This window comes from Rhodoblastus sphagnicola (genome assembly GCF_002937075.1).
Lineage (GTDB): Bacteria > Pseudomonadota > Alphaproteobacteria > Rhizobiales > Beijerinckiaceae > Rhodoblastus > Rhodoblastus sphagnicola.
The window spans coordinates 91688-108185 of record NZ_NHSJ01000034.1 but is presented as its reverse complement, the minus strand read 5'-3'; the positions used below and the strand labels follow the sequence as shown (position 1 = coordinate 108185).

Genomic DNA, 16498 nt, shown 5'->3' with positions numbered 1-16498 from the left:
TTTCTTGCTTGCGGCGCAAACTCAGGGGGGCCTTCGGGCTCCCTTTTTTTCATGGCGGGCCGACAGGAAAGCGAATCGAGAGCGCTTCAATCTTGGGTCGTCATGGCCGGGACCGACGTTCGCGGTTTTGTGGCGTCGGAATACAAAACCATCATCGCTTAACCGAACAGCAGCGCGCAAAGCGGGGCGAGGGGCAGGTCTGTCTCATTGTCAGTTTTCCAACAGGTCGAAAATCCCACCTGAATCCCTGTTCCCTCTACGACAATGCAATGCGCAAAGTTCAAACATAATATTGTTTTAAAACGTAAAAATGGCCTCGTGGCCTCTGGCGCGCGCCTTGCTACCTTCTCCCCAACTTGAAATCGCTTGAGAGGCTCGATCATGGAATCAACGGCGCATCATGAGGCGGTAACGTCGGAAAGCGTGGATATGGACGCGATCATGCAACAGGTCGCGGAGCACAAAGGCTGCGGCACGTCCAGCGGTTCGGGCAAGTCGAGCTGCGGCTCGTCGGCCGGCGAAAGCGAGTTGCCGCCGGAAATCTGGGAGAAGGTCAAGAACCATCCCTGCTATTCGGAAGAGGCGCATCACCATTTCGCCCGCATGCACGTCGCCGTGGCGCCGGCTTGCAACATCCAGTGCAATTACTGCAACCGCAAATATGATTGCGCCAATGAATCGCGCCCCGGCGTCGTCTCCGAGCGGCTGACGCCGGAACAGGCGGCCAAGAAGGTGGTGGCGGTGGCCTCGACCATTCCCCAGATGACCGTGCTCGGCATAGCCGGGCCGGGCGATCCGCTCGCCAATCCCGCCAAGACGTTCAAGACGTTTGAACTGATCTCGCAAATGGCGCCGGACATCAAACTCTGCTTGTCCACCAATGGTCTGGCCTTGCCGGAGCATATCGACACGATCGCCAAATATAATGTCGATCACGTCACCATCACCATCAACATGGTCGATCCCGAAGTCGGCGCGAAAATCTATCCGTGGATCTTCTACAAGCACAAACGCATCGAAGGCATCGAGGCGGCGCGCATCCTGTCCGAGCACCAGTTGCGCGGCCTGGAAATGCTGACCGAGCGCGGCATCCTGTGCAAGGTCAATTCGGTGATGATCCCTGGCGTCAACGACCAGCATCTCGTCGAGGTCAACAAGGCGGTGAAGTCGCGCGGCGCCTTCCTGCATAACATCATGCCGCTGATCTCGGCCCCCGAGCATGGCACGGTGTTCGGCCTCACGGGACAGCGCGGCCCGTCGGCGCAGGAGTTGAAGGCCTTGCAGGACTCCTGCGAAGGCGAGATGAACATGATGCGGCATTGCCGCCAGTGTCGCGCCGACGCCGTGGGCCTGCTGGGCGAGGACCGCTCGGCGGAATTCACCACCGACAAGATCATGGACATGGAGGTCAATTACGATCTCGAAGCGCGCAAGGCCTATCAGGCCGTGGTCGAGCAGGAGCGTCAGGCCAAGGTCGAGGCCAAGAACGAGGAGTTGGCCGCGCTGGCGGATGAGACCAGCGACATCAAGGTGCTGGCCGCCGTCGCCACCAAGGGGTCCGGTCTGATCAACGAGCATTTCGGTCACGCCAAGGAGTTCCAGATTTACGAACTCTCGGCCGCCGGCTCGAAATTCGTCGGCCATCGCCGCGTCGATCTCTATTGCCAGGGCGGTTTTGGCGACGATACCGCGCTGGAGACGGTGATCCGCGCCATCAACGACTGCCATGCGGTGTTCGTGGCCAAGATCGGCGGCTGCCCGAAGAACGACCTGCTCAAGGCCGGCATCGAGCCGGTGGATGAATTCGCCCATGAATTCATCGAGAAATCGGCCATTTCCTGGTTCAAGACCTATCTCGAAAAGGTCAAGTCCGGCGAGATCCAGCATTTTACGCGCGGCGATGCGGAAATACGGCAAGGCGCGCTGATCGCCGACGAGGAAAGGAAGGTGTGCGATGGCGTATAAGATCGTTGCGTCGCAATGCACCAATTGCTCGGCCTGCGAAGCGGAATGCCCCAATGAGGCCATTTCGGAAAAGGGCGGAACCTTTGTGATCGATCCCGCCAAATGCACCGAGTGCATCGGCCATTACGACACGGCGCAATGCGTCGCGGTCTGCCCTGTGGACAAGACCTGCATCATCGACGCGGCCTACCCGCGCTACCAGCCGGCGTAAAGGGTTGGGCCACGAATGCGTGGCCTGCCCTCGTGGTTCGAGACGGTCCGCTGCGCGGACCTCCTCACCATGAGGGCTACTTTCAGCAAGCGTTAACCCGAGAGTAGCCCTCACCCTGAGGAGGCTCCGCAGGAGCCGTCTCGAAGGGCGAGGGCGGTCCACCGCGGACAATCGAAAGGACCGTCATGACCAATTTCACCGTCACGCCAAAAGCCCAACGTTTCATGCGCATGATGGTCATGAGCGATGGCGGCGCCGGCGCCGGCTTCCGCCTTGCCGTGACGCCGGGCGGCTGCTCCGGCCTGTCAGCCGATATCGCCGTTTTGCCCGAGCCGATGCCGGGCGACGCCGTCGTCATCCGCGATGGCGTCAAACTGTTCCTGCCGGCGGAAAGCCGCCTGCTGCTTCAAGGCGTCACCGTGGATTTCGCGGAGACCCCCACCTCGACCGGCCTTGTCTTCCACGACCCCAAGGCGCAGGCCTGCTGCAGCTCCAACTGACATGATCCAGGCCGCGTCGCGTCAGAGTGAGGTCTTGTTCGCCGAAGAGGGCGTGCTGTCGCATGCGATCTTCGGCGGCGGGCTTCCCCTCCAGGCCGAGCGCGCTCTGGAGCAGGCGGGGCTGAACTATGCGGACCCGCAAACCGCCGAAGCTTTTTTGCGCGACGCGGAAGCCGCCGCCCCGGACCATTTCGCGGTGCTGATCGGTTGGTACCGCTATTTCTTTTACAAGGGCCGGCTTGAGGAAGCTCTCGCCATCGGCAAGCGCTGCCTGACCAAGACGGCGCGCGAAAAGAACTTTTGCACCGACTGGCGCGACGTCCGCGCGACCGACGCGGATTTCGGCTGCTATGACGACGTGATGGCGCGGTTCTTCATGTTCTGCCTGAAGGGCTACGCTTATCTGCATCTGCGGCTCGGCGATCTTGACGAGGGCCGCGCGGCCGCGGAAAAATTGCTCGAACTCGACCCGACCGATCGCGTCAACGCGAAACTGTTGCTCGACGTTCTCCAGCGCGCGGAGAGCGGGAATGAATGATACGATTGACGAAACCGTGGACTGGCGCGGCGAGCAGGTCGATTGTCGCGCCTGTCGGCATCAGGACATGCTCAGCGCGGGCAAATGTCGGCTTTCCCACGCCTGCGTCAACGACCGCTACGCCCGGCGCATCGACCGGTTTTTCAACTGGAATCCGCTGCTCGCCAACGACTATCTCAGGCACGAACATTTCGAGGTGCGCGCCATAGCCGCGAAGCACGCGGCGGTGTTCCTGCTGGTCCCCCTGCTCGATGACCCCGAAGAGACCGTGCGCTGGAACGCCGCGCGGCGCCTGCCGAAGAAGCATATTCTGAAACTGCGTCACGACCCGCATCGCGAAGTCCGCATCCGCATCGTCACGCTGCTGGACGATTCCGATCTGGTCCCGATGTTGCAGGATGAAGATTACTATGTCCGTCAGGTGATTGCGCGGAGACTGGCGCCGAATCTGCTGGAGTGGATGGTCGGAGATCCCGAACCGGAAGTGCGCCGGGTGGTGGCGCAGCGCGCCGAACATGACGTGCTGATGCGCATGATGACCGACACCGAGGCGCGGGTGCGGCTTGAGGTCGCCCAGCGGCTGGCGCCGCACCATCTGGCGCGCATGAGCCAGGATGAGGACTGGCGCGTGCGCCACGAGGCGGCGAGCCGGATCGATTTGGACCTGCTGGCGCAATTGGCCGAGGACGAGGACGAGATGGTGCGCGAGACCGCGCGCAAGCGTCTCGCGGAAGGGAGGAGCGAGAATGAGCAATATCGTTCGTGACAGCGATGTCTGTGAACTGACGGAGCCGCCGTTCTTCAATTACGGCGCCAAAGTCAGGGCGAAGCGCATGGTGCGCAATGACGGCACCTATGCCGGCAAGGAGATCGGCGAGCAGCTCGTGAAGAAGGGCGAGGTCGGCTATGTCGTGAGCATCGGGACCTTTCTGCAACAGTTTTACATTTACGGCGTCGAATTCCTCGACAGCGGCAACCGCGTCGGCATGAAGCGCCGCGAACTCGAATCGGCCGACATCAGCGCCGACGACGAAGACCTTCCCCTGCCGCAGGAGCTGGACGCATGATTGATCCGCGCGAACCGAAATTCCAATGGGGCATGCGCGTGCGCTGCCTGCAAGACCTCGTCAATGACGGCTCCTTCCCCGGCGTCGATGAGGACGCGGTGCTGGCCCCGGAAGGGACATTGGGCGAAATCGTGCAGGTCGGCGCCCATGTCGAGACCAGCACGCCCATCTACATGGTCGAATTCGAACAGAAATACGTGGTCGGCTGCCTCGAAGAGGAAATCGAGCCGGTCTGATTTGGAGGCGAAAATGGGTATCGACGAAGCCGTCCTGATCGACATCGAGGCGCAAGTGGCAGCGGCGCAATCTCCGGTGGTTCTGGCGGAATTGCGCGCAAAATATCCGCGCATGGCCTGGCTGCGCTGCGACGCCTCCGATGTCGCGGAGACGCCTTACAAGACGGCGGGTCTGTTCGACCTCCATCTCGTCGGCGGCGACCATTGCCCTGTCGTGGTGGCCGATCCCGCCCAGGCGACCGGCTTCATTCTGGCCAGGCGGGCTGTCAAATGACCGAATACGATTACAGCGACGAAGGCGAAGGCCAATATATCGAAATCCCGGACGAGCCGATTCCGCTGTCCGACCCCGATCTCACGGCGGAAGAGCTGAAGGCGGTCGAGTCCGTGCTGCGCTCGCCGTTCCTCGGCGCCGGCCCGGTGGTCGATGAGTTCGAAAAGGCGTTCGCGGCCTATCTCGGGCGGCGCTACGCCATCGCGGTTCCCAGCGGAACGCTGGGCCTCATGCTCATTCTCACGGCGCAGGGCATTGGCCCCGGCGACGAGGTGATCGCGCCGGCGTACTCCTTCCGCGAATGCGCGCAGGCCATCGCCGCGCTTGGCGCGACGCCTGTATTCGCCGACATCGATTACTGGTCGGGCTGCGTCACCGCGAAAAAGGCGGAACTGAAACTCACCGACAAGACCCGCGCCATTGTCGCGCTCAATGTCAACGGCCATCCCGCTGACTGGACCGCGCTGCGGGAACTCGCGGACAAGGCCGGCGCGCCGCTGATCGAGGATTGCAGCGAATCCATCGGCTCGCGCTACAAGGGCGAACTCGTCGGCACGTTCGGCGACGCCAGCTTCTTCGATTTTTCGCAGCCGTCGCCGCTGACCTGCGGCGAGGGCGGCATGATCGTCACCGACAATGTCAATCTGGCCATGGCCATCCGCCGCCGCCGCTCCCATGCGGTGGAGGAGCGCGGCTCGGTGGCCGTGACCAGCGCCCCGGCCTTTCAGGCCAAGATGAGCGACATATCCGCCGCGCTCGGTCTGGTGCAATTGTCGCGGCTCGACGAAATCCTGGCGAAACGCCGCGAGACCGAAACGACCTACGCCGGTTTCGTCCAGAGTTTTGAGGGCATCAAGCCGCCCTATATCGGGCCGGATGTCACCGACCTGCACTGGTTCGTCTATGTCGTGCATCTCGGCACGCGCTTTGACCGGAAGAGCCGCGATTCCATCGTCGAGGATCTGGCGCTCGAACAGATCGAGGCCGCGCCCTATAGCGCGCCGCTGCATTTGCAACGCCATTATTTCGAGCGCGGCTGGCGGCGCGGCGACCTTCTCGTCACCGAAAAGGTGGCCGATCGCGCGGTGGCGCTGCCGTTCCACAGCCACCTCAGCGCGGAGCAGATCGAATTCATCGTCGCGACCATGAAGGACGCGTCGGTCACCGTGGGCGCCGGCGCCGCCATTTATTGAGCGGCGCCGGACGCAAAACGACGACCGCGCCAAGCGGCGTCGATAATAATGGAGTTGGGACGAATGGTATCTGTGACTTTGGCGCCTTCGGGCGCGGTGGTGGAAGCCAACGAGGGCGAGACGCTTCTCTCCGTGATCCTCAAGGCGATTCCGGGTTTCAACCACAAATGCGACGGCAAGGCCCAATGCGGCTCCTGCCACATTTCCGTGCTCGAAGGCCGCAAGGGCGTGACCAAAACCACCAAGGAAGAGAATTCCAAGCTCGACGAACTCGTCGGCGTCGGCTCCAAGTCGCGCCTCGCCTGCCAGAGCAGCATTTTGGGCACGGAAAACGTCAAGGTGGAAATTCTCAGCTTCGTCTGATCGTTTTTTAGATTCAGACGCAAGTGACCCGCGCGGCAAAAAAGTCGTCGCGCGGGAAAGGCGCCGGCTTGTCTTTTCATGAGCCGGCGACGCGCGCGGAGGGACCGTCCCCGGCCTCCGCAAAGCGCGACGGCCCGGGCGCTCTCCGGGATTCGGGCGAAGCGGGAGAGCGTATCGGGAAGGGGCTATTGTCAGGGAGTTAACACTATGACGACTGAAGTTATCGTCCACGCCTGCTACTATCCCGACGGCACGATCAAGGAGATCGGCGAGCGTCCCGCGAATCTGACGGGACAGCAATGGTTCAACTTCCTCTGCCAGAAGGTTCCGCACGCCGGCGCGGCGCTGTCGGGCGGACGCCACATTTTCCGGCTGTCGCCGAGCGACCTCGACGCGCTGAAGGCGGAAGCCGGCGTCTGACTGTTTCGACCCGTCGGCTGGGCGCCGGCGGGTTTTTTTGCGATTTTTCCGATACGATTTTTCCGAAATTCAGGCGGCGGCGAGCGCGGCCGCGGCGTCGCGTTTGATGCGATCGACCATCGAGCGCAGGCCGTTGGAGCGCTGCGGGGTCAGGTGCTGCTCGAAGCCCAGCCGCCGGAACAGGGCCGGCGCGTCGGCGGCGATGATTTCCTTGGCGGTATGGCCGGAGAAATAGGCCAGCGTCAGCGCGACCAGACCGCGCACGATATGGGCGTCGCTGTCGCCGAGAAAGTTCAGCACCGGAACGCCGTCGGCGTTGCGCGAGATGGTCGTTTGCAGCCAGACCTGACTGGCGCAGCCCCGCACCTTGTTGGCGTCGGTATGCGCCGCCTCCGGCAGAGGATCGAGGCTGCGGCCGATTTCGATCAGATAGCGGTAGCGGTCGTCCCAATCGTCGAGGAACTCGAAACTTTCGATGATTTCGTCCAGAGTCATGTCAAACCTTTCCGCCTGCGCGTTTCGCGGGAGCCATGCAAGAAACGCGCTTCCCTGTTTCGCGCTTTGTCGCGTGTCAGACAAGCCCTTCACGCGCCTTTGGCCAGCGTTTCCGGCCGATAGCCTTCCTCGCGCAAAACCTGGTTGACCGCCGGGCGCGCCAGCATGGTCCGGTAATGGCGCAGGATATTGGCGGGCAGGCGCATGCCCACCTTGTCGGCCCAGAACACGACATAGAACAGCACGGGATCGGCTGCGGAAAAACTTTGGGCGACCCAGTCGCGGCCCTCCAACTGGCGGTTCACCAGCGCCAGCCCCTTTTGCGCCAGCGCGAGGCCCTGCGCCTTGACGCTCTCGTGCAGCGCCGAATCCGCGCAGAAATGTCCGGGCGCGAAATAGCGCGCGAAACCGTGGCCGTGGATGGACGAGGCGACGAAAATCATGGTTTCGAGCGCGCGGGTCTCGTCCTCGGGGTTGTCCGGCCAGAATTTGCCCTTGCGGCGGGTTTTCGCCAGCCAGAAGGCGATGGCGGGCACCTCGGTCAGCACCGAACCATCGGGACGCACGAGGGCGGGTATGTTGGCCTTGGGATTGATGGCGAGATAGTCGGGCTTGAACTGGTCGCCGGCCGGCAGGTTGACGATATGGGCTTCAAAGACCTCCTCCAGTTCTTCCAGCAATATGTGGATGGCGGTCGAGCACGAGCCCGGCGTCATGTAGAGTTTCATCGGCATTGGTTTCTCCGTGGTCCTTGGCGCGTTTCTTGCAAATTTCGTGACGTTTCCAGCTACGAGAGCCCGCCATGAGCGTCAGTGCGGACAGGCCGCGCCCTGAATATTTCGCCATTTGTGAAGTCGAGGAGATTCCGCGCGGCGGCGCGCGGGCGTTCGATCTCGCCGAACCCGACGGGGACGGCCACAAACCGTTCCGCATTGTCATCGCCCGCAACAAGCGCGGCGACCATTTCGCCTATCGCAACGCCTGCCCGCACCAGGGGGTGTGGCTCAATGTCGGCTCGGGGACATTCTTCGACGACAGCGGCGCGCTGCTGCGCTGCGGGCGGCACGGTTCGCAATTCGACCTCGAAAGCGGCAAATGCGTCGCCGGCCCCTGCGAGGGCGCGCAACTTGTAAAAATCGGCGTGGCGGTGGTCACGGGCGATGTCTGCATCCACGGCGTCAAACTGGTCGAGGAGCAACGCTCCTGGGACGACGACGACACCATGGACATCACGATACCCCTGGGCTGACCATGACCCGACGCTATTTCCTCGCCACCAATGGCGTCAAACTGCCGCTGAAGCTCGTGAGCGAGATCGCGCCGGAGGCGCTCGCCAACCGCAACACTTTTATTCGCGCCGATTATGACGAGGCGGAGCGTTTGCTGCGGTTTGAAAAGATCGTCTATGGCGACATAGAACTGACCCATATTTACGATTACGACGCCAATGGCGCGTTGCGCCGCGCGGAAATCGTCATGCCCGACGAAGACCCGACCATTGTGGATTTTCTGGCATGAGCGAACCGGCGAGCATGTACGCGCGCATTGGCGGCGCCGTCGCGATCGATCGCGTGGTCGAGAGTTTCTATCTCGCCATGGACACGTTGCCGCAGGCGCAAACCATCCGCGCCATGCATGCCGACGATCTCGGCGGCGTGAAGAGCGTGCTGAAGAAATATCTGAGCGAATGGACCGGCGGCCCCGTGATCTATTCCCCGGAAAAGGGTCATCCGCGCATGCGCCAGCGCCATATGGGCTTTCCCATCGACAATGCCGCCCGCGACGCCTGGATGGCCTGCATGGACACGGCGCTGGAGCAGCATGTCGCCGACGCCGACGCGCGCGCGCAATTGCGCGACAATATGAAAAAGCTCGCCGACTGGATGCGCAATTCCGAGTGAGCGCGGCCGATCCCCTGTTGCGCTCTGAAAAGATCGTTTATGGTGACATAGAAGTGACGTGCGTCCACGCCTATAAGGCGGCAGGCGCGCCGCGTCGCGCGGAAATCTTTTTGCCGGACGAAGACCCGGCCGTGAGGGAGTTGAATTGACATGAGCGAGTCGGAGGCGGCCAGCATCTATGAGCGCATCGGCGGCGCCGAGGCGATCGATCGCGTGGTCGAGAGTTTTTACCGCCAAATGAGCCTGCTGCCGCAGGCGCAAACCATTCGCGCCATGCATGGCGATGGTCTCATCGGCATGAAGAGCGTGCTCAAGAAATTTCTGAGCGAACAGACGGGTGGACCCGTGCTCTATTCGTCGGAAAAGGGCCATCCGCCCATGCGCCAGCGCCACATGGCCTTTCCGATCGACAATTACGCCGCCGACGTCTGGATGGAATGCATGGATCTGGCGCTTGCGGAGCATGTCGCCGACGCCGAAACCCGCGTGCAACTGCACGATAAGGTGCAGAAGCTCGCCGACATGATGCGCAATACGGGGTGAGCGCTTTTCACTTAGAGCGTGATGCGTTTCCACGGAAACGCATCACGCTCTAGAGTCTTAGTTTTCGCATGATCTTTTCCGAAAACCGGCATCCACTTTTTGGGATCATGCTCTAGAGCGGCGTCCCGAAAAAGTCCTCGTCCTCGCCGCCGGCTATGCCATGCAGGCCGCGCGCGTTTTCCCAGAGCGCGCGTTCGTTCGGATCGGCCTCGCGATGGGCGAGCCTTCCATCGGGCGCTCCGGCCAGCAGCCAAGGCTTGCCGGTGCGCAGGAACCGCTGCAAATGCTTGATGTCATTGGGGCGGACCACGCATTTCGGCTTGTCGTCGACAAGAATGGTCATGGGAACCAAGCTGGCCTCCTAAAAGCCCCATATGCGCCAGGCTAAGCGCTGGCAGGCTGCGGCTAGAGCATTTTTTCACGTTTCGTGGAAACATGAAAATGCTCTAGATTCTTGTTTTAACGCATTTTCTTCACGCGAACCGGTGTCCACTTCGCTTGAAAATGCTCTAAAGCCGTGGACCGCCCTCGTGCTTCGAGACGGCTCCTTCGGAGCCTCCTCAGCATGAGGGCTACTCGATTGATTCCATTGGTCTCCTCATGCTGAGGAGGCGAGCAGAGCTCGCCGTCTCGAAGCAGGAGGGGACCAACCCACGCAGTTCTCAGCAGCCACCACCTTAACCTAGCGCCTATGCCTAAAAGCCCTCTTTGGGGCTGCCCCAGGATTTTGAACCGGGAACGAGTCCCGCCTTGATCCTGGCCTTGTCGAGGTCGGCCTGGTTGCGATACAGCGTCGCCTCGTGGATGGTGACGCCGTTCTTGTTCTTGACCGCGACATAGCGCACGGGCAAGTCGATTTCGCAGCTGTAGCCGCCGCCGGGATCGTCGGTCGCGCGCAGGTCGCCGTTCCAATCGACAAAAAACCCGCTCATGGATGCAGCCTCAAGTCCAGTGACGCGCGGGGGCTTTCGCTCGTCTCGGCTTCTCGCCGCCGGGCGATTTCCTGCCGCGCGACCTGACACACCCGCGCGTCCGGCACCAGCGTCTTGGTCTGCTTGGCGATGGCTTTGACCCGCGCCAGCACGGCGGCGGCGGCGGGACCATCGAGGTCGAGGCCCGCGCTCGCGCAGACCGAGCGCACGGCGGCGACGCCGGAATGCGTGCCGATCACCACGCGGTGGCCGCGCCCGAGCAGCGCCGGGTCGAGGCCCTGGTAAGTGCGGACATCCGTGAGCAGGCCGGCGACGTGGATGCCGGATTCGTGGGTGAAAATGTCGGCGCCGACGATCGGCTTGGCGCGGGGGATTTTTTCGCGCGCGGCGTCGGCGACCCGTTCGCATAGCTGCATCAGACGGGTGGGATCGACGCCGGTTCGCGCGTCGGCCGTGCGCGGCAGGGCGACGGCGATTTCCTCCAGCGGCGCATTGCCGGCGCGCTCGCCCAGGCCCAGCACGGTGACGCTGGCGGCGCTGGCGCCGGCGCGAATCGCGGCGAGCGTGTTGGCGGTGGCGAGGCCGAGATCGTTGTGGCCGTGGAATTCGATCGGCAGATCGGTCTCGTCGCGCAGCCGCTTGATATATTCATAGGTCGAGAACGGATCGAGCAGGCCGAGCGTATCGGCGAAGCGGAGGCGGAACACGCCCAGTTTCGCCGCCGCGCCGGCGATCAGCCCGATATCGCGCAGATCGGCGCGCGAAGAATCCTCGCCGCCGAGCGCGACCTCCAAACCCTTGTCGCGGGCATAGCCGATCACGCGGGTGACGCGCGCGGCGACCTCGTCGGGTTCGGCCTTCAGTTTTACCCGCATCTGCAGCCGCGACATTGGCGCGGAAATGTTGACGTGCTTGACGCCCGCCCGCAGCGCGGCGTCCACGTCGGCCTCGTTGAGACGGCACCAGGCGGTGACGCGAGGCGAAAGATCTTCGCTGACGATGGCCGCAATGCCTTCGACGACCTCCTCGCCCATGGCGGGCGTGCCGGCTTCGATTTCATCGACGCCGGCTTGGCTGAGTTCGCGGGCGATGGCGCATTTTTCGGCCAGCGTGAACACCACGCCCGGCGCCTGTTCGCCGTCGCGCAGGGTGGTGTCGTTGATCTGGATTCTATGGGAGATTGCTTCCATGGGGCGTCACGCGGTCTTTTTGCAAAATTCCACCCAGAGCGGCGATTTCTCGCGCGCCGAGGCGACGATAGCGGGGAGATGTTGCAGCACGGCGTCGATCTCGGCGTCGGTGGTGTCGCGCGACAGCGAGAAGCGCAGCGCGCCCTGCAAATAGAGCGGCGGGACGCGCAAGGCGCGCAGCACATGGCTCGGCTCCATGGATCCGGAGGCGCAGGCCGAGCCGGAGGAGGCGGCGATCCCGGTTCTGTCGAGCTTGTGCAGCAGCGCCTCGCTGTCGGCGTAGCCGAAGGCGATGTTGAGCGTATTGGGCAGGCGCGCGCCGCCGCCGTTGACCAGCGCGCAGGGGATGGCGGCGGCGAGGCCCTGTTGCAGGCGGTCGCGCAGGGCGGCGATGCGGGCGTAATCGGCCTCCAGCGCCAGTTTCGCGGCGGCGCCAAGCCCGACAATGCCGGGCGCGTTCTCGGTGCCGGCGCGCCGGCCGCGCTCCTGCTTGCCGCCGCGAAACAGCGGTGAAAATTTGACGCCCTTTTTGACGTAAAGCGCGCCAACGCCCTTGGGGCCGTGCAGTTTGTGGCCCGACAGCGACAGTATGTCGATGGCTTTGTCCTTGACGTTCAGCGCGATTTTTCCGGTCGCCTGCACCGCATCGGTGTGGAACAGCGCGCCGACCGTCTTGGCCAGCGTCGCCAATTCGGCGACGGGAAAAATCTTGCCGGTCTCGTTGTTGGCCCACATGATCGAGACGACGGCGGTTTTCTCCGACAGGGCGGCTCGATAGGCCTCCAGATCGAGATCGCCGGCTTCATTGACAGGGATGACATGGATTTTGGCGCGGCCGATTTTTTCCAGGTGCTGACACAGGTTCAGCACGGCGGGGTGCTCGACCGCGCTGGTGACGATCTCGTCGCGTCCCGCCTGGGTGTCCAGCGCCGACAGCAGCGCGGTCGTGTTCGATTCGGTGCCGCCGCTGGTGAAAATCACCTCATGGTCGAATTCCGCGCCGATCAGGGCCTGCACGGCCTGCCGCGCCGCCTTCAGGGCGGGCGCCACCGCCGCGCCAAACTCATGGGTCGAGGAGGCGTTGCCGAAATCCTCGGTGAAGAAGGGCAGCATGGCCGCCACCACTTGCGGATCGACCCGCGTGGTGGCGTTGTTGTCGAGATAGGCGCGAAGGTTCGTCGTCATCACGCGAAACTCTTGCCGCAGCCGCAGGACGCCGTGGCGTTGGGGTTCTGGAACACGAAGCCGGAATGCTCCAGCGAACTGGCGTAATCGACCACCATGCCGGCAACCATCGGCTGCGACAGGTCGTCGATGAAGATTTTGACGCCATCGGCTTCGATCATCGTGTCGCCCGCGCGCTGTTCCGGGGCGAGTTCCATCTTGTACATGAAGCCGGAGCAGCCACCGGCCTCGACCATGATGCGCAGGCCCTCGGTCGGCGACTTCGCGGTTTCGACCAGGGTTTTGGCGGCGGAAACGGCGCTGGGCGTCAGGTGGATCATGGCAGGACTCCGCGATTGCGCCAAAGTCGAGCAAATCCGGCGCCATTGTCCGTGTCGGAGTCGCGACAGGCGTCGGATCGTCGCGGGGCGCCATGCGCGGGCGCATTAGAGCACGATGCGTTGCCACGGAAACGCATCGCGCTCTAGACGGTTTGTTTTCGCATGATCTTTTCCAAAAACCGGTGTCCACGTTTTGGGATCATGCTCTAAATCGTTTTCTTCACGCGAACCGGCATTCATTTCGCTTCAAAATGCTTTAAGTGCTGGAGCGTGGCTTCGCCACGAATCGGTCGAAAGGGCAGGAAAATGAAGATCTCAGCGCGCAACGTCCTCCCCGGCACAATTGTCGAGATCAAGAAGGGCGCGACCACCGCTCATGTCCGCATCGACGTCAACGGCCTGATGATCACCGCCGCCATCACCAATGAATCGGTCGATGAACTCGGCCTCAAGGTTGGCGGGAAAGCTTCGGCGGTGGTGAAATCCTCCGACGTGATGGTGATGGTTGACTGAACCGTCTGGCGTCAGCCCCGTGTCGCGTTTGCGACAGGGGGGCGGCCAAGCAAAAAGCCCCGCGAGCGCAAGCCGGCGGGGCTTTTTGTTGGTGTAAACGCGTTCAGCCGGCGGTCAGCAGGACGCAGACGCCGATCATGGCGGCGGTTTCGACAATGGCGATCATGCCAACGCCGCCGAGGCCCACCGTCATGGCGGCCAGGACGATGGAGCCGACGAGGGCGAAAGAGAAGCCGAAGAACACCGCGACATCGCGCCGCTCGGTGTTGGCGGCGTCGGCGCTTGCGATTTCGGCGTGGGCGATTTCGGCGTGGGCGATTTCCGTGTGGGCGACTTCGGACTGGGCGATTTCGGCTTCCACGAATTCGAACGGGCCGGCGACAGTGGCGTTCAGCGTCATGTTACCCTCGGAGCTTGAGTGGGCCTGCCGGATGTGACGAGAGCTGGACTTGCCTCACCAATCCGTTGAGTCGAAAGCGAAAGCATCCGAATCTCGCGGCGGCGTTTGATCTAGATCAAATCATAAGGATTGATCTAGATCAAAACTCCTGCGCTCGCAACCGCTTTTCTTCGCCTGCCTCTGCGGCAGACGAAGTCCTTGGTTACGGAAAACCGAATGAGCCTGTCGCGCGGCTTACGCGCCGCTGCGTTGCAGGAAGTCCCAGATCGCGCGGTTGGCGTCGAAATCCTCGGGAACGCCGTCGCCGCTTTCCGGCGTGCGGCCGGGCAGGCGATGGCTGGCGGCGTCGATGCGGATCAGTTCGGTCGGAGCCTTGCAATTTGCGAAGGTCAGGATTGCGCCATGCGCGCCTCGGCCGTCCTTGTGCTCGGGAAGGCGCTTGTCGTCGCGCCGCGCGCCGCAGCTGTTGATCTTGGCGAAAGCTTGCAGGCTCTGCTCGGCGCCGAGGGCGTCGAAACTGACCTCGCCCGCCGTCGCTGCGCCGCCCGCGTAAGGAATCTTGGGGTCCTGCGCGGCGTTCACGGCGATATAGGCGAGCGGGGCGGCGGGCGCGCAAGCGGCGAGGTCTTGCGGCATGGCGGAGACGACGGTGGCGAGTCCGACGACCGGACGGCCCACGCCGCCGCAGGCGGCGCGATAGGCGAGGGGGCCGCCGGAGCCGATTCCGACGACAAAGATTCGGCGCGGATCGATCCGGCCCTGGTCGATCAGGTGATCGGTGAGATTGTGGAGGAAATTGACCTCGCGATCGGTGTCGGGGCCGGGAGCGATCGGCCATTTGCCGCCAAGCGCCTCGGGATAGATGAAAATCGGCTTGGAGCCCGCCGCCTGTTCGAGACCATGGTGGCGCCGGCCGCGCACGCCCAGGCCGCCGGAGCGCTGGAGCACGATGATCAACGGGCGCCGGCGCAATTTCAGGCGGTCGCGCGCGACGAGAACGGCGGCGCGCGAAATTCCGTCGGAGGAAATCGTCAACCTCGCCCCGGCCTCGGCGGGCGTGGAGACGAGCAGGAGAAGGGTGGCGAGTCCAGACGCCGCGGCGGCGCGCGCGGCCCCGAACAGGTTTTTCAAGTGCAAGACACGATCTCCAATCACCTGCTCGGACCAGATGCTCCAATCGGCGGGAGATTGCCTCCGGCGCGCGGCGAAAACAAGGCGGCCTCGCCAGAATCGGCCGCAATCTTGCGCGCGCGTCGGAGCGGCGCGCGCCCCCTCGTCATTCTAAGGGTTGACGCCGGCTGCATTGCGCAGGCGGCGGCTTTCCAGTATCGAGACCCCAACCTGAAGGGCGGCGCCGCGCCTAATCGTCGCAGCCGAACTCCGCGGTTCAACAGAAAGGCATCTCATGGCCGAGGCCAATTACAGCCCGCTGCCGATCGAGCAGCGCCGTCCGCTTTCGCCGCACATCCAGATCTATCGCTGGTCGGCCACCATGGTGGTGTCGATCTTCCACCGCGCGACCGGCGTCGCCCTCTACGTGGGCACGCTGCTGCTGACCGTCTATCTGCTGGCGGCGGCCGGCGGCGGCGTCGCTTTCGCCGATGTTTCCCGCTTCTTCGGCTCGCTCATTGGCCAAGTGATCCTGTTTGGCTATACGTTCGCGCTGATGCTGCATGTCTGCGGCGGCTTGCGTCACGCGGTGTGGGAAGCCGCCCGCGGCTTCGAGCCGGGCGCCCGCAACGCGCTGGCCTGGGGCTCGCTGATCGGGGCCGTCGTCCTCACCGCGCTGGCCTGGGCCGGCGCCTATCTGCTTTGAGGAGGCGCACATGCCCAAGCCCGATTCCATAGTCCAGACCCCCCGCGCGCGCGTAAAATATCTCGGCGTGGCCAGATCCGGCACCGAGACTCTCTGGGCGATTCGCCTGACCTCCTTCGCGCTGCTGCCGCTGACCATCGCCTTCGTGGTGATCGTGGCCATGCTGGGCAAGGCCGACCTCGCCAGCGCGCGCGCGCTGCTCGGGGCGCCGCTCGTCGCGATCCTGATGATCCTGTTCGTCCTGGCCAGCGTGTGGCACATGGCGGAAGGCATGCGCTCGGTGATCGCGGACTACATCCGGCACCAGCACATGAGGGAGCTCGCGCTGATGGCGAACTTCTGCTTCGCGGCCGGCGTGGGCCTGGTCTGCGTCTTCGCCGTGCTGCGTCTCAGCTTCGTTCAATAAGGACATCCCGGCGCGGAAAAATTCGCGCCT

General features: G+C 63.3%; 28 protein-coding genes. 19 read left to right on the top strand and 9 right to left on the bottom strand.

Annotated features, from left to right (window positions below):
- Positions 1-441: 441 nt before the first annotated feature.
- From nifB to CCR94_RS04145, 11 genes are all read left to right on the top strand, one after another.
- Positions 442-1965 (top strand): nitrogenase cofactor biosynthesis protein NifB, encoded by a 1524-nt coding sequence (gene nifB, locus CCR94_RS04195; protein ID WP_425332309.1) that lies wholly within the window; start codon positions 442-444, stop codon positions 1963-1965.
- Positions 1955-2176 (top strand): 4Fe-4S binding protein, encoded by a 222-nt coding sequence (locus CCR94_RS04190; RefSeq protein WP_104506614.1) that lies wholly within the window; start codon positions 1955-1957, stop codon positions 2174-2176. Before nifB ends, CCR94_RS04190 begins: the two co-directional genes overlap by 11 nt.
- A 185-nt stretch (positions 2177-2361) precedes the next feature.
- Positions 2362-2676, top strand: coding sequence for a HesB/IscA family protein (locus CCR94_RS04185; RefSeq protein WP_104506613.1), 315 nt, complete (start codon positions 2362-2364; stop codon positions 2674-2676).
- 1 nt (position 2677) lies between these two features.
- Positions 2678-3214 carry a tetratricopeptide repeat protein gene (locus CCR94_RS04180; protein ID WP_104506612.1) on the top strand — a complete coding sequence of 179 codons (537 nt, stop codon included), beginning with the start codon at positions 2678-2680 and terminating at the stop codon, positions 3212-3214.
- Positions 3207-3980, top strand: coding sequence for a 4Fe4S-binding leucine-rich repeat protein (locus CCR94_RS04175; protein ID WP_104506611.1), 774 nt, complete (start codon positions 3207-3209; stop codon positions 3978-3980). Before CCR94_RS04180 ends, CCR94_RS04175 begins: the two co-directional genes overlap by 8 nt.
- Entirely contained in the window at positions 3961-4281 is a 321-nt protein-coding gene (locus CCR94_RS04170; protein ID WP_104506610.1) for a nitrogen fixation protein NifZ, read from the top strand. Before CCR94_RS04175 ends, CCR94_RS04170 begins: the two co-directional genes overlap by 20 nt.
- Complete coding sequence (locus tag CCR94_RS04165) at positions 4278-4517, top strand: nitrogen fixation protein NifZ (RefSeq protein WP_104506609.1); 240 nt, start codon at positions 4278-4280, stop codon at positions 4515-4517. Before CCR94_RS04170 ends, CCR94_RS04165 begins: the two co-directional genes overlap by 4 nt.
- A 13-nt stretch (positions 4518-4530) precedes the next feature.
- On the top strand, positions 4531-4791 hold the full coding sequence (locus CCR94_RS04160) for a hypothetical protein (RefSeq protein ID WP_104506657.1): 261 nt from the start codon (positions 4531-4533) through the stop codon (positions 4789-4791).
- Positions 4788-5984 (top strand): DegT/DnrJ/EryC1/StrS family aminotransferase, encoded by a 1197-nt coding sequence (locus CCR94_RS04155; protein WP_104506608.1) that lies wholly within the window; start codon positions 4788-4790, stop codon positions 5982-5984. Before CCR94_RS04160 ends, CCR94_RS04155 begins: the two co-directional genes overlap by 4 nt.
- Before the next feature lie 63 nt (positions 5985-6047).
- Positions 6048-6347 (top strand): 2Fe-2S iron-sulfur cluster-binding protein, encoded by a 300-nt coding sequence (locus CCR94_RS04150; RefSeq protein WP_104506607.1) that lies wholly within the window; start codon positions 6048-6050, stop codon positions 6345-6347.
- 207 nt (positions 6348-6554) lie between these two features.
- Positions 6555-6767 (top strand): DUF4381 domain-containing protein, encoded by a 213-nt coding sequence (locus tag CCR94_RS04145; RefSeq protein WP_104506606.1) that lies wholly within the window; start codon positions 6555-6557, stop codon positions 6765-6767.
- Positions 6768-6836: 69 nt separating this feature from the next.
- On the opposite strand, the gene CCR94_RS04140 is transcribed toward CCR94_RS04145, so the two are convergent.
- Together CCR94_RS04140 and CCR94_RS04135 are read right to left on the bottom strand one after the other, a co-directional pair.
- Entirely contained in the window at positions 6837-7262 is a 426-nt protein-coding gene (locus tag CCR94_RS04140) for a SufE family protein (RefSeq protein WP_104506605.1), read from the bottom strand.
- A gap of 89 nt (positions 7263-7351) precedes the next feature.
- Positions 7352-7990 carry a glutathione S-transferase family protein gene (locus CCR94_RS04135; RefSeq protein WP_104506656.1) on the bottom strand — a complete coding sequence of 213 codons (639 nt, stop codon included), beginning with the start codon at positions 7988-7990 and terminating at the stop codon, positions 7352-7354.
- A 74-nt stretch (positions 7991-8064) separates the two neighbouring features.
- Here CCR94_RS04135 and CCR94_RS04130 point away from each other — a divergent pair, with 74 nt between their 5' ends.
- Genes CCR94_RS04130 through CCR94_RS04115 form a run of 5 tightly spaced genes read left to right on the top strand, consistent with a single transcriptional unit; the run spans position 8065 to position 9706 of the window.
- Positions 8065-8511 (top strand): Rieske (2Fe-2S) protein, encoded by a 447-nt coding sequence (locus CCR94_RS04130; protein ID WP_104506604.1) that lies wholly within the window; start codon positions 8065-8067, stop codon positions 8509-8511.
- A 2-nt stretch (positions 8512-8513) separates the two neighbouring features.
- Entirely contained in the window at positions 8514-8780 is a 267-nt protein-coding gene (locus CCR94_RS04125; RefSeq protein ID WP_104506603.1) for a DUF6156 family protein, read from the top strand.
- Positions 8777-9163 (top strand): group II truncated hemoglobin, encoded by a 387-nt coding sequence (locus CCR94_RS04120; RefSeq protein ID WP_104506602.1) that lies wholly within the window; start codon positions 8777-8779, stop codon positions 9161-9163. Before CCR94_RS04125 ends, CCR94_RS04120 begins: the two co-directional genes overlap by 4 nt.
- A complete protein-coding gene (locus tag CCR94_RS26540) occupies positions 9160-9312 on the top strand; it encodes a DUF6156 family protein (protein ID WP_425332308.1) in 153 nt (50 codons plus the stop codon). Before CCR94_RS04120 ends, CCR94_RS26540 begins: the two co-directional genes overlap by 4 nt.
- A 1-nt stretch (position 9313) precedes the next feature.
- Positions 9314-9706, top strand: coding sequence for a group II truncated hemoglobin (locus CCR94_RS04115; RefSeq protein WP_104506601.1), 393 nt, complete (start codon positions 9314-9316; stop codon positions 9704-9706).
- Between the two features lie 112 nt (positions 9707-9818).
- Here the strand turns inward: CCR94_RS04115 and CCR94_RS04110 are convergent, their stop codons facing one another.
- The 5 genes from CCR94_RS04110 to CCR94_RS04090 all read right to left on the bottom strand — a co-directional run bounded on the left by CCR94_RS04110 (position 9819) and on the right by CCR94_RS04090 (position 13333).
- Positions 9819-10049, bottom strand: a complete 231-nt coding sequence (locus tag CCR94_RS04110; RefSeq protein WP_425332307.1) for a hypothetical protein — start codon at positions 10047-10049, stop codon at positions 9819-9821.
- Between the two features lie 352 nt (positions 10050-10401).
- Positions 10402-10638 (bottom strand): hypothetical protein, encoded by a 237-nt coding sequence (locus CCR94_RS04105; protein ID WP_104506599.1) that lies wholly within the window; start codon positions 10636-10638, stop codon positions 10402-10404.
- Entirely contained in the window at positions 10635-11828 is a 1194-nt protein-coding gene (nifV, locus tag CCR94_RS04100) for a homocitrate synthase (protein ID WP_104506598.1), read from the bottom strand. The genes CCR94_RS04105 and nifV overlap by 4 nt, the downstream gene beginning before the upstream one ends.
- A gap of 6 nt (positions 11829-11834) precedes the next feature.
- Positions 11835-13013: a cysteine desulfurase NifS gene (gene nifS, locus CCR94_RS04095; RefSeq protein WP_104506597.1), complete on the bottom strand. Its 1179-nt coding sequence runs from the start codon at positions 13011-13013 to the stop codon at positions 11835-11837.
- A complete protein-coding gene (locus CCR94_RS04090) occupies positions 13013-13333 on the bottom strand; it encodes a HesB/IscA family protein (RefSeq protein ID WP_104506596.1) in 321 nt (106 codons plus the stop codon). Before CCR94_RS04090 ends, nifS begins: the two co-directional genes overlap by 1 nt.
- 306 nt (positions 13334-13639) lie before the next feature.
- Between CCR94_RS04090 and CCR94_RS04085 the strand changes: the two genes are divergently transcribed.
- Positions 13640-13846 carry a TOBE domain-containing protein gene (locus CCR94_RS04085; protein WP_104506595.1) on the top strand — a complete coding sequence of 69 codons (207 nt, stop codon included), beginning with the start codon at positions 13640-13642 and terminating at the stop codon, positions 13844-13846.
- Between the two features lie 103 nt (positions 13847-13949).
- Here CCR94_RS04085 and CCR94_RS04080 read toward each other — a convergent pair whose 3' ends face one another.
- Positions 13950-14246 (bottom strand): hypothetical protein, encoded by a 297-nt coding sequence (locus tag CCR94_RS04080; RefSeq protein ID WP_104506594.1) that lies wholly within the window; start codon positions 14244-14246, stop codon positions 13950-13952.
- A gap of 234 nt (positions 14247-14480) precedes the next feature.
- A complete protein-coding gene (locus CCR94_RS04075) occupies positions 14481-15383 on the bottom strand; it encodes a CE1 family esterase (RefSeq protein WP_146089852.1) in 903 nt (300 codons plus the stop codon).
- Positions 15384-15651: 268 nt separating this feature from the next.
- Between CCR94_RS04075 and sdhC the strand changes: the two genes are divergently transcribed.
- Entirely contained in the window at positions 15652-16062 is a 411-nt protein-coding gene (gene sdhC / locus CCR94_RS04070; RefSeq protein WP_104506592.1) for a succinate dehydrogenase, cytochrome b556 subunit, read from the top strand.
- A 10-nt stretch (positions 16063-16072) separates the two neighbouring features.
- The gene (gene sdhD / locus CCR94_RS04065) at positions 16073-16468 is read left to right on the top strand and encodes a succinate dehydrogenase, hydrophobic membrane anchor protein (protein ID WP_104506591.1); all 396 of its coding nucleotides are present in this window, start codon (positions 16073-16075) and stop codon (positions 16466-16468) included.
- The last annotated feature ends 30 nt before the right edge of the window (positions 16469-16498 follow it).

Coding starts and splice junctions, on each gene's coding strand:
- CCR94_RS04135 (WP_104506656.1), bottom strand. CDS start 7,990: ATGAAACTCTACATGACGCCGGGCTCGTGCTCGACCGCCATCCACATA.
- CCR94_RS04120 (WP_104506602.1), top strand. CDS start 8,777: ATGAGCGAACCGGCGAGCATGTACGCGCGCATTGGCGGCGCCGTCGCG.
- CCR94_RS04175 (WP_104506611.1), top strand. CDS start 3,207: ATGAATGATACGATTGACGAAACCGTGGACTGGCGCGGCGAGCAGGTC.
- CCR94_RS04165 (WP_104506609.1), top strand. CDS start 4,278: ATGATTGATCCGCGCGAACCGAAATTCCAATGGGGCATGCGCGTGCGC.
- CCR94_RS04185 (WP_104506613.1), top strand. CDS start 2,362: ATGACCAATTTCACCGTCACGCCAAAAGCCCAACGTTTCATGCGCATG.
- nifS (WP_104506597.1), bottom strand. CDS start 13,013: ATGACGACGAACCTTCGCGCCTATCTCGACAACAACGCCACCACGCGG.
- CCR94_RS04180 (WP_104506612.1), top strand. CDS start 2,678: ATGATCCAGGCCGCGTCGCGTCAGAGTGAGGTCTTGTTCGCCGAAGAG.
- CCR94_RS04090 (WP_104506596.1), bottom strand. CDS start 13,333: ATGATCCACCTGACGCCCAGCGCCGTTTCCGCCGCCAAAACCCTGGTC.
- CCR94_RS04130 (WP_104506604.1), top strand. CDS start 8,065: ATGAGCGTCAGTGCGGACAGGCCGCGCCCTGAATATTTCGCCATTTGT.
- CCR94_RS04115 (WP_104506601.1), top strand. CDS start 9,314: ATGAGCGAGTCGGAGGCGGCCAGCATCTATGAGCGCATCGGCGGCGCC.
- CCR94_RS04140 (WP_104506605.1), bottom strand. CDS start 7,262: ATGACTCTGGACGAAATCATCGAAAGTTTCGAGTTCCTCGACGATTGG.
- CCR94_RS04160 (WP_104506657.1), top strand. CDS start 4,531: ATGGGTATCGACGAAGCCGTCCTGATCGACATCGAGGCGCAAGTGGCA.
- CCR94_RS04125 (WP_104506603.1), top strand. CDS start 8,514: ATGACCCGACGCTATTTCCTCGCCACCAATGGCGTCAAACTGCCGCTG.
- CCR94_RS04145 (WP_104506606.1), top strand. CDS start 6,555: ATGACGACTGAAGTTATCGTCCACGCCTGCTACTATCCCGACGGCACG.
- sdhD (WP_104506591.1), top strand. CDS start 16,073: ATGCCCAAGCCCGATTCCATAGTCCAGACCCCCCGCGCGCGCGTAAAA.
- CCR94_RS04155 (WP_104506608.1), top strand. CDS start 4,788: ATGACCGAATACGATTACAGCGACGAAGGCGAAGGCCAATATATCGAA.
- CCR94_RS04105 (WP_104506599.1), bottom strand. CDS start 10,638: ATGAGCGGGTTTTTTGTCGATTGGAACGGCGACCTGCGCGCGACCGAC.
- CCR94_RS04085 (WP_104506595.1), top strand. CDS start 13,640: ATGAAGATCTCAGCGCGCAACGTCCTCCCCGGCACAATTGTCGAGATC.
- CCR94_RS04110 (WP_425332307.1), bottom strand. CDS start 10,049: ATGACCATTCTTGTCGACGACAAGCCGAAATGCGTGGTCCGCCCCAAT.
- CCR94_RS04080 (WP_104506594.1), bottom strand. CDS start 14,246: ATGACGCTGAACGCCACTGTCGCCGGCCCGTTCGAATTCGTGGAAGCC.
- sdhC (WP_104506592.1), top strand. CDS start 15,652: ATGGCCGAGGCCAATTACAGCCCGCTGCCGATCGAGCAGCGCCGTCCG.
- CCR94_RS04170 (WP_104506610.1), top strand. CDS start 3,961: ATGAGCAATATCGTTCGTGACAGCGATGTCTGTGAACTGACGGAGCCG.
- CCR94_RS04150 (WP_104506607.1), top strand. CDS start 6,048: ATGGTATCTGTGACTTTGGCGCCTTCGGGCGCGGTGGTGGAAGCCAAC.
- nifB (WP_425332309.1), top strand. CDS start 442: ATGCAACAGGTCGCGGAGCACAAAGGCTGCGGCACGTCCAGCGGTTCG.
- CCR94_RS04190 (WP_104506614.1), top strand. CDS start 1,955: ATGGCGTATAAGATCGTTGCGTCGCAATGCACCAATTGCTCGGCCTGC.
- nifV (WP_104506598.1), bottom strand. CDS start 11,828: ATGGAAGCAATCTCCCATAGAATCCAGATCAACGACACCACCCTGCGC.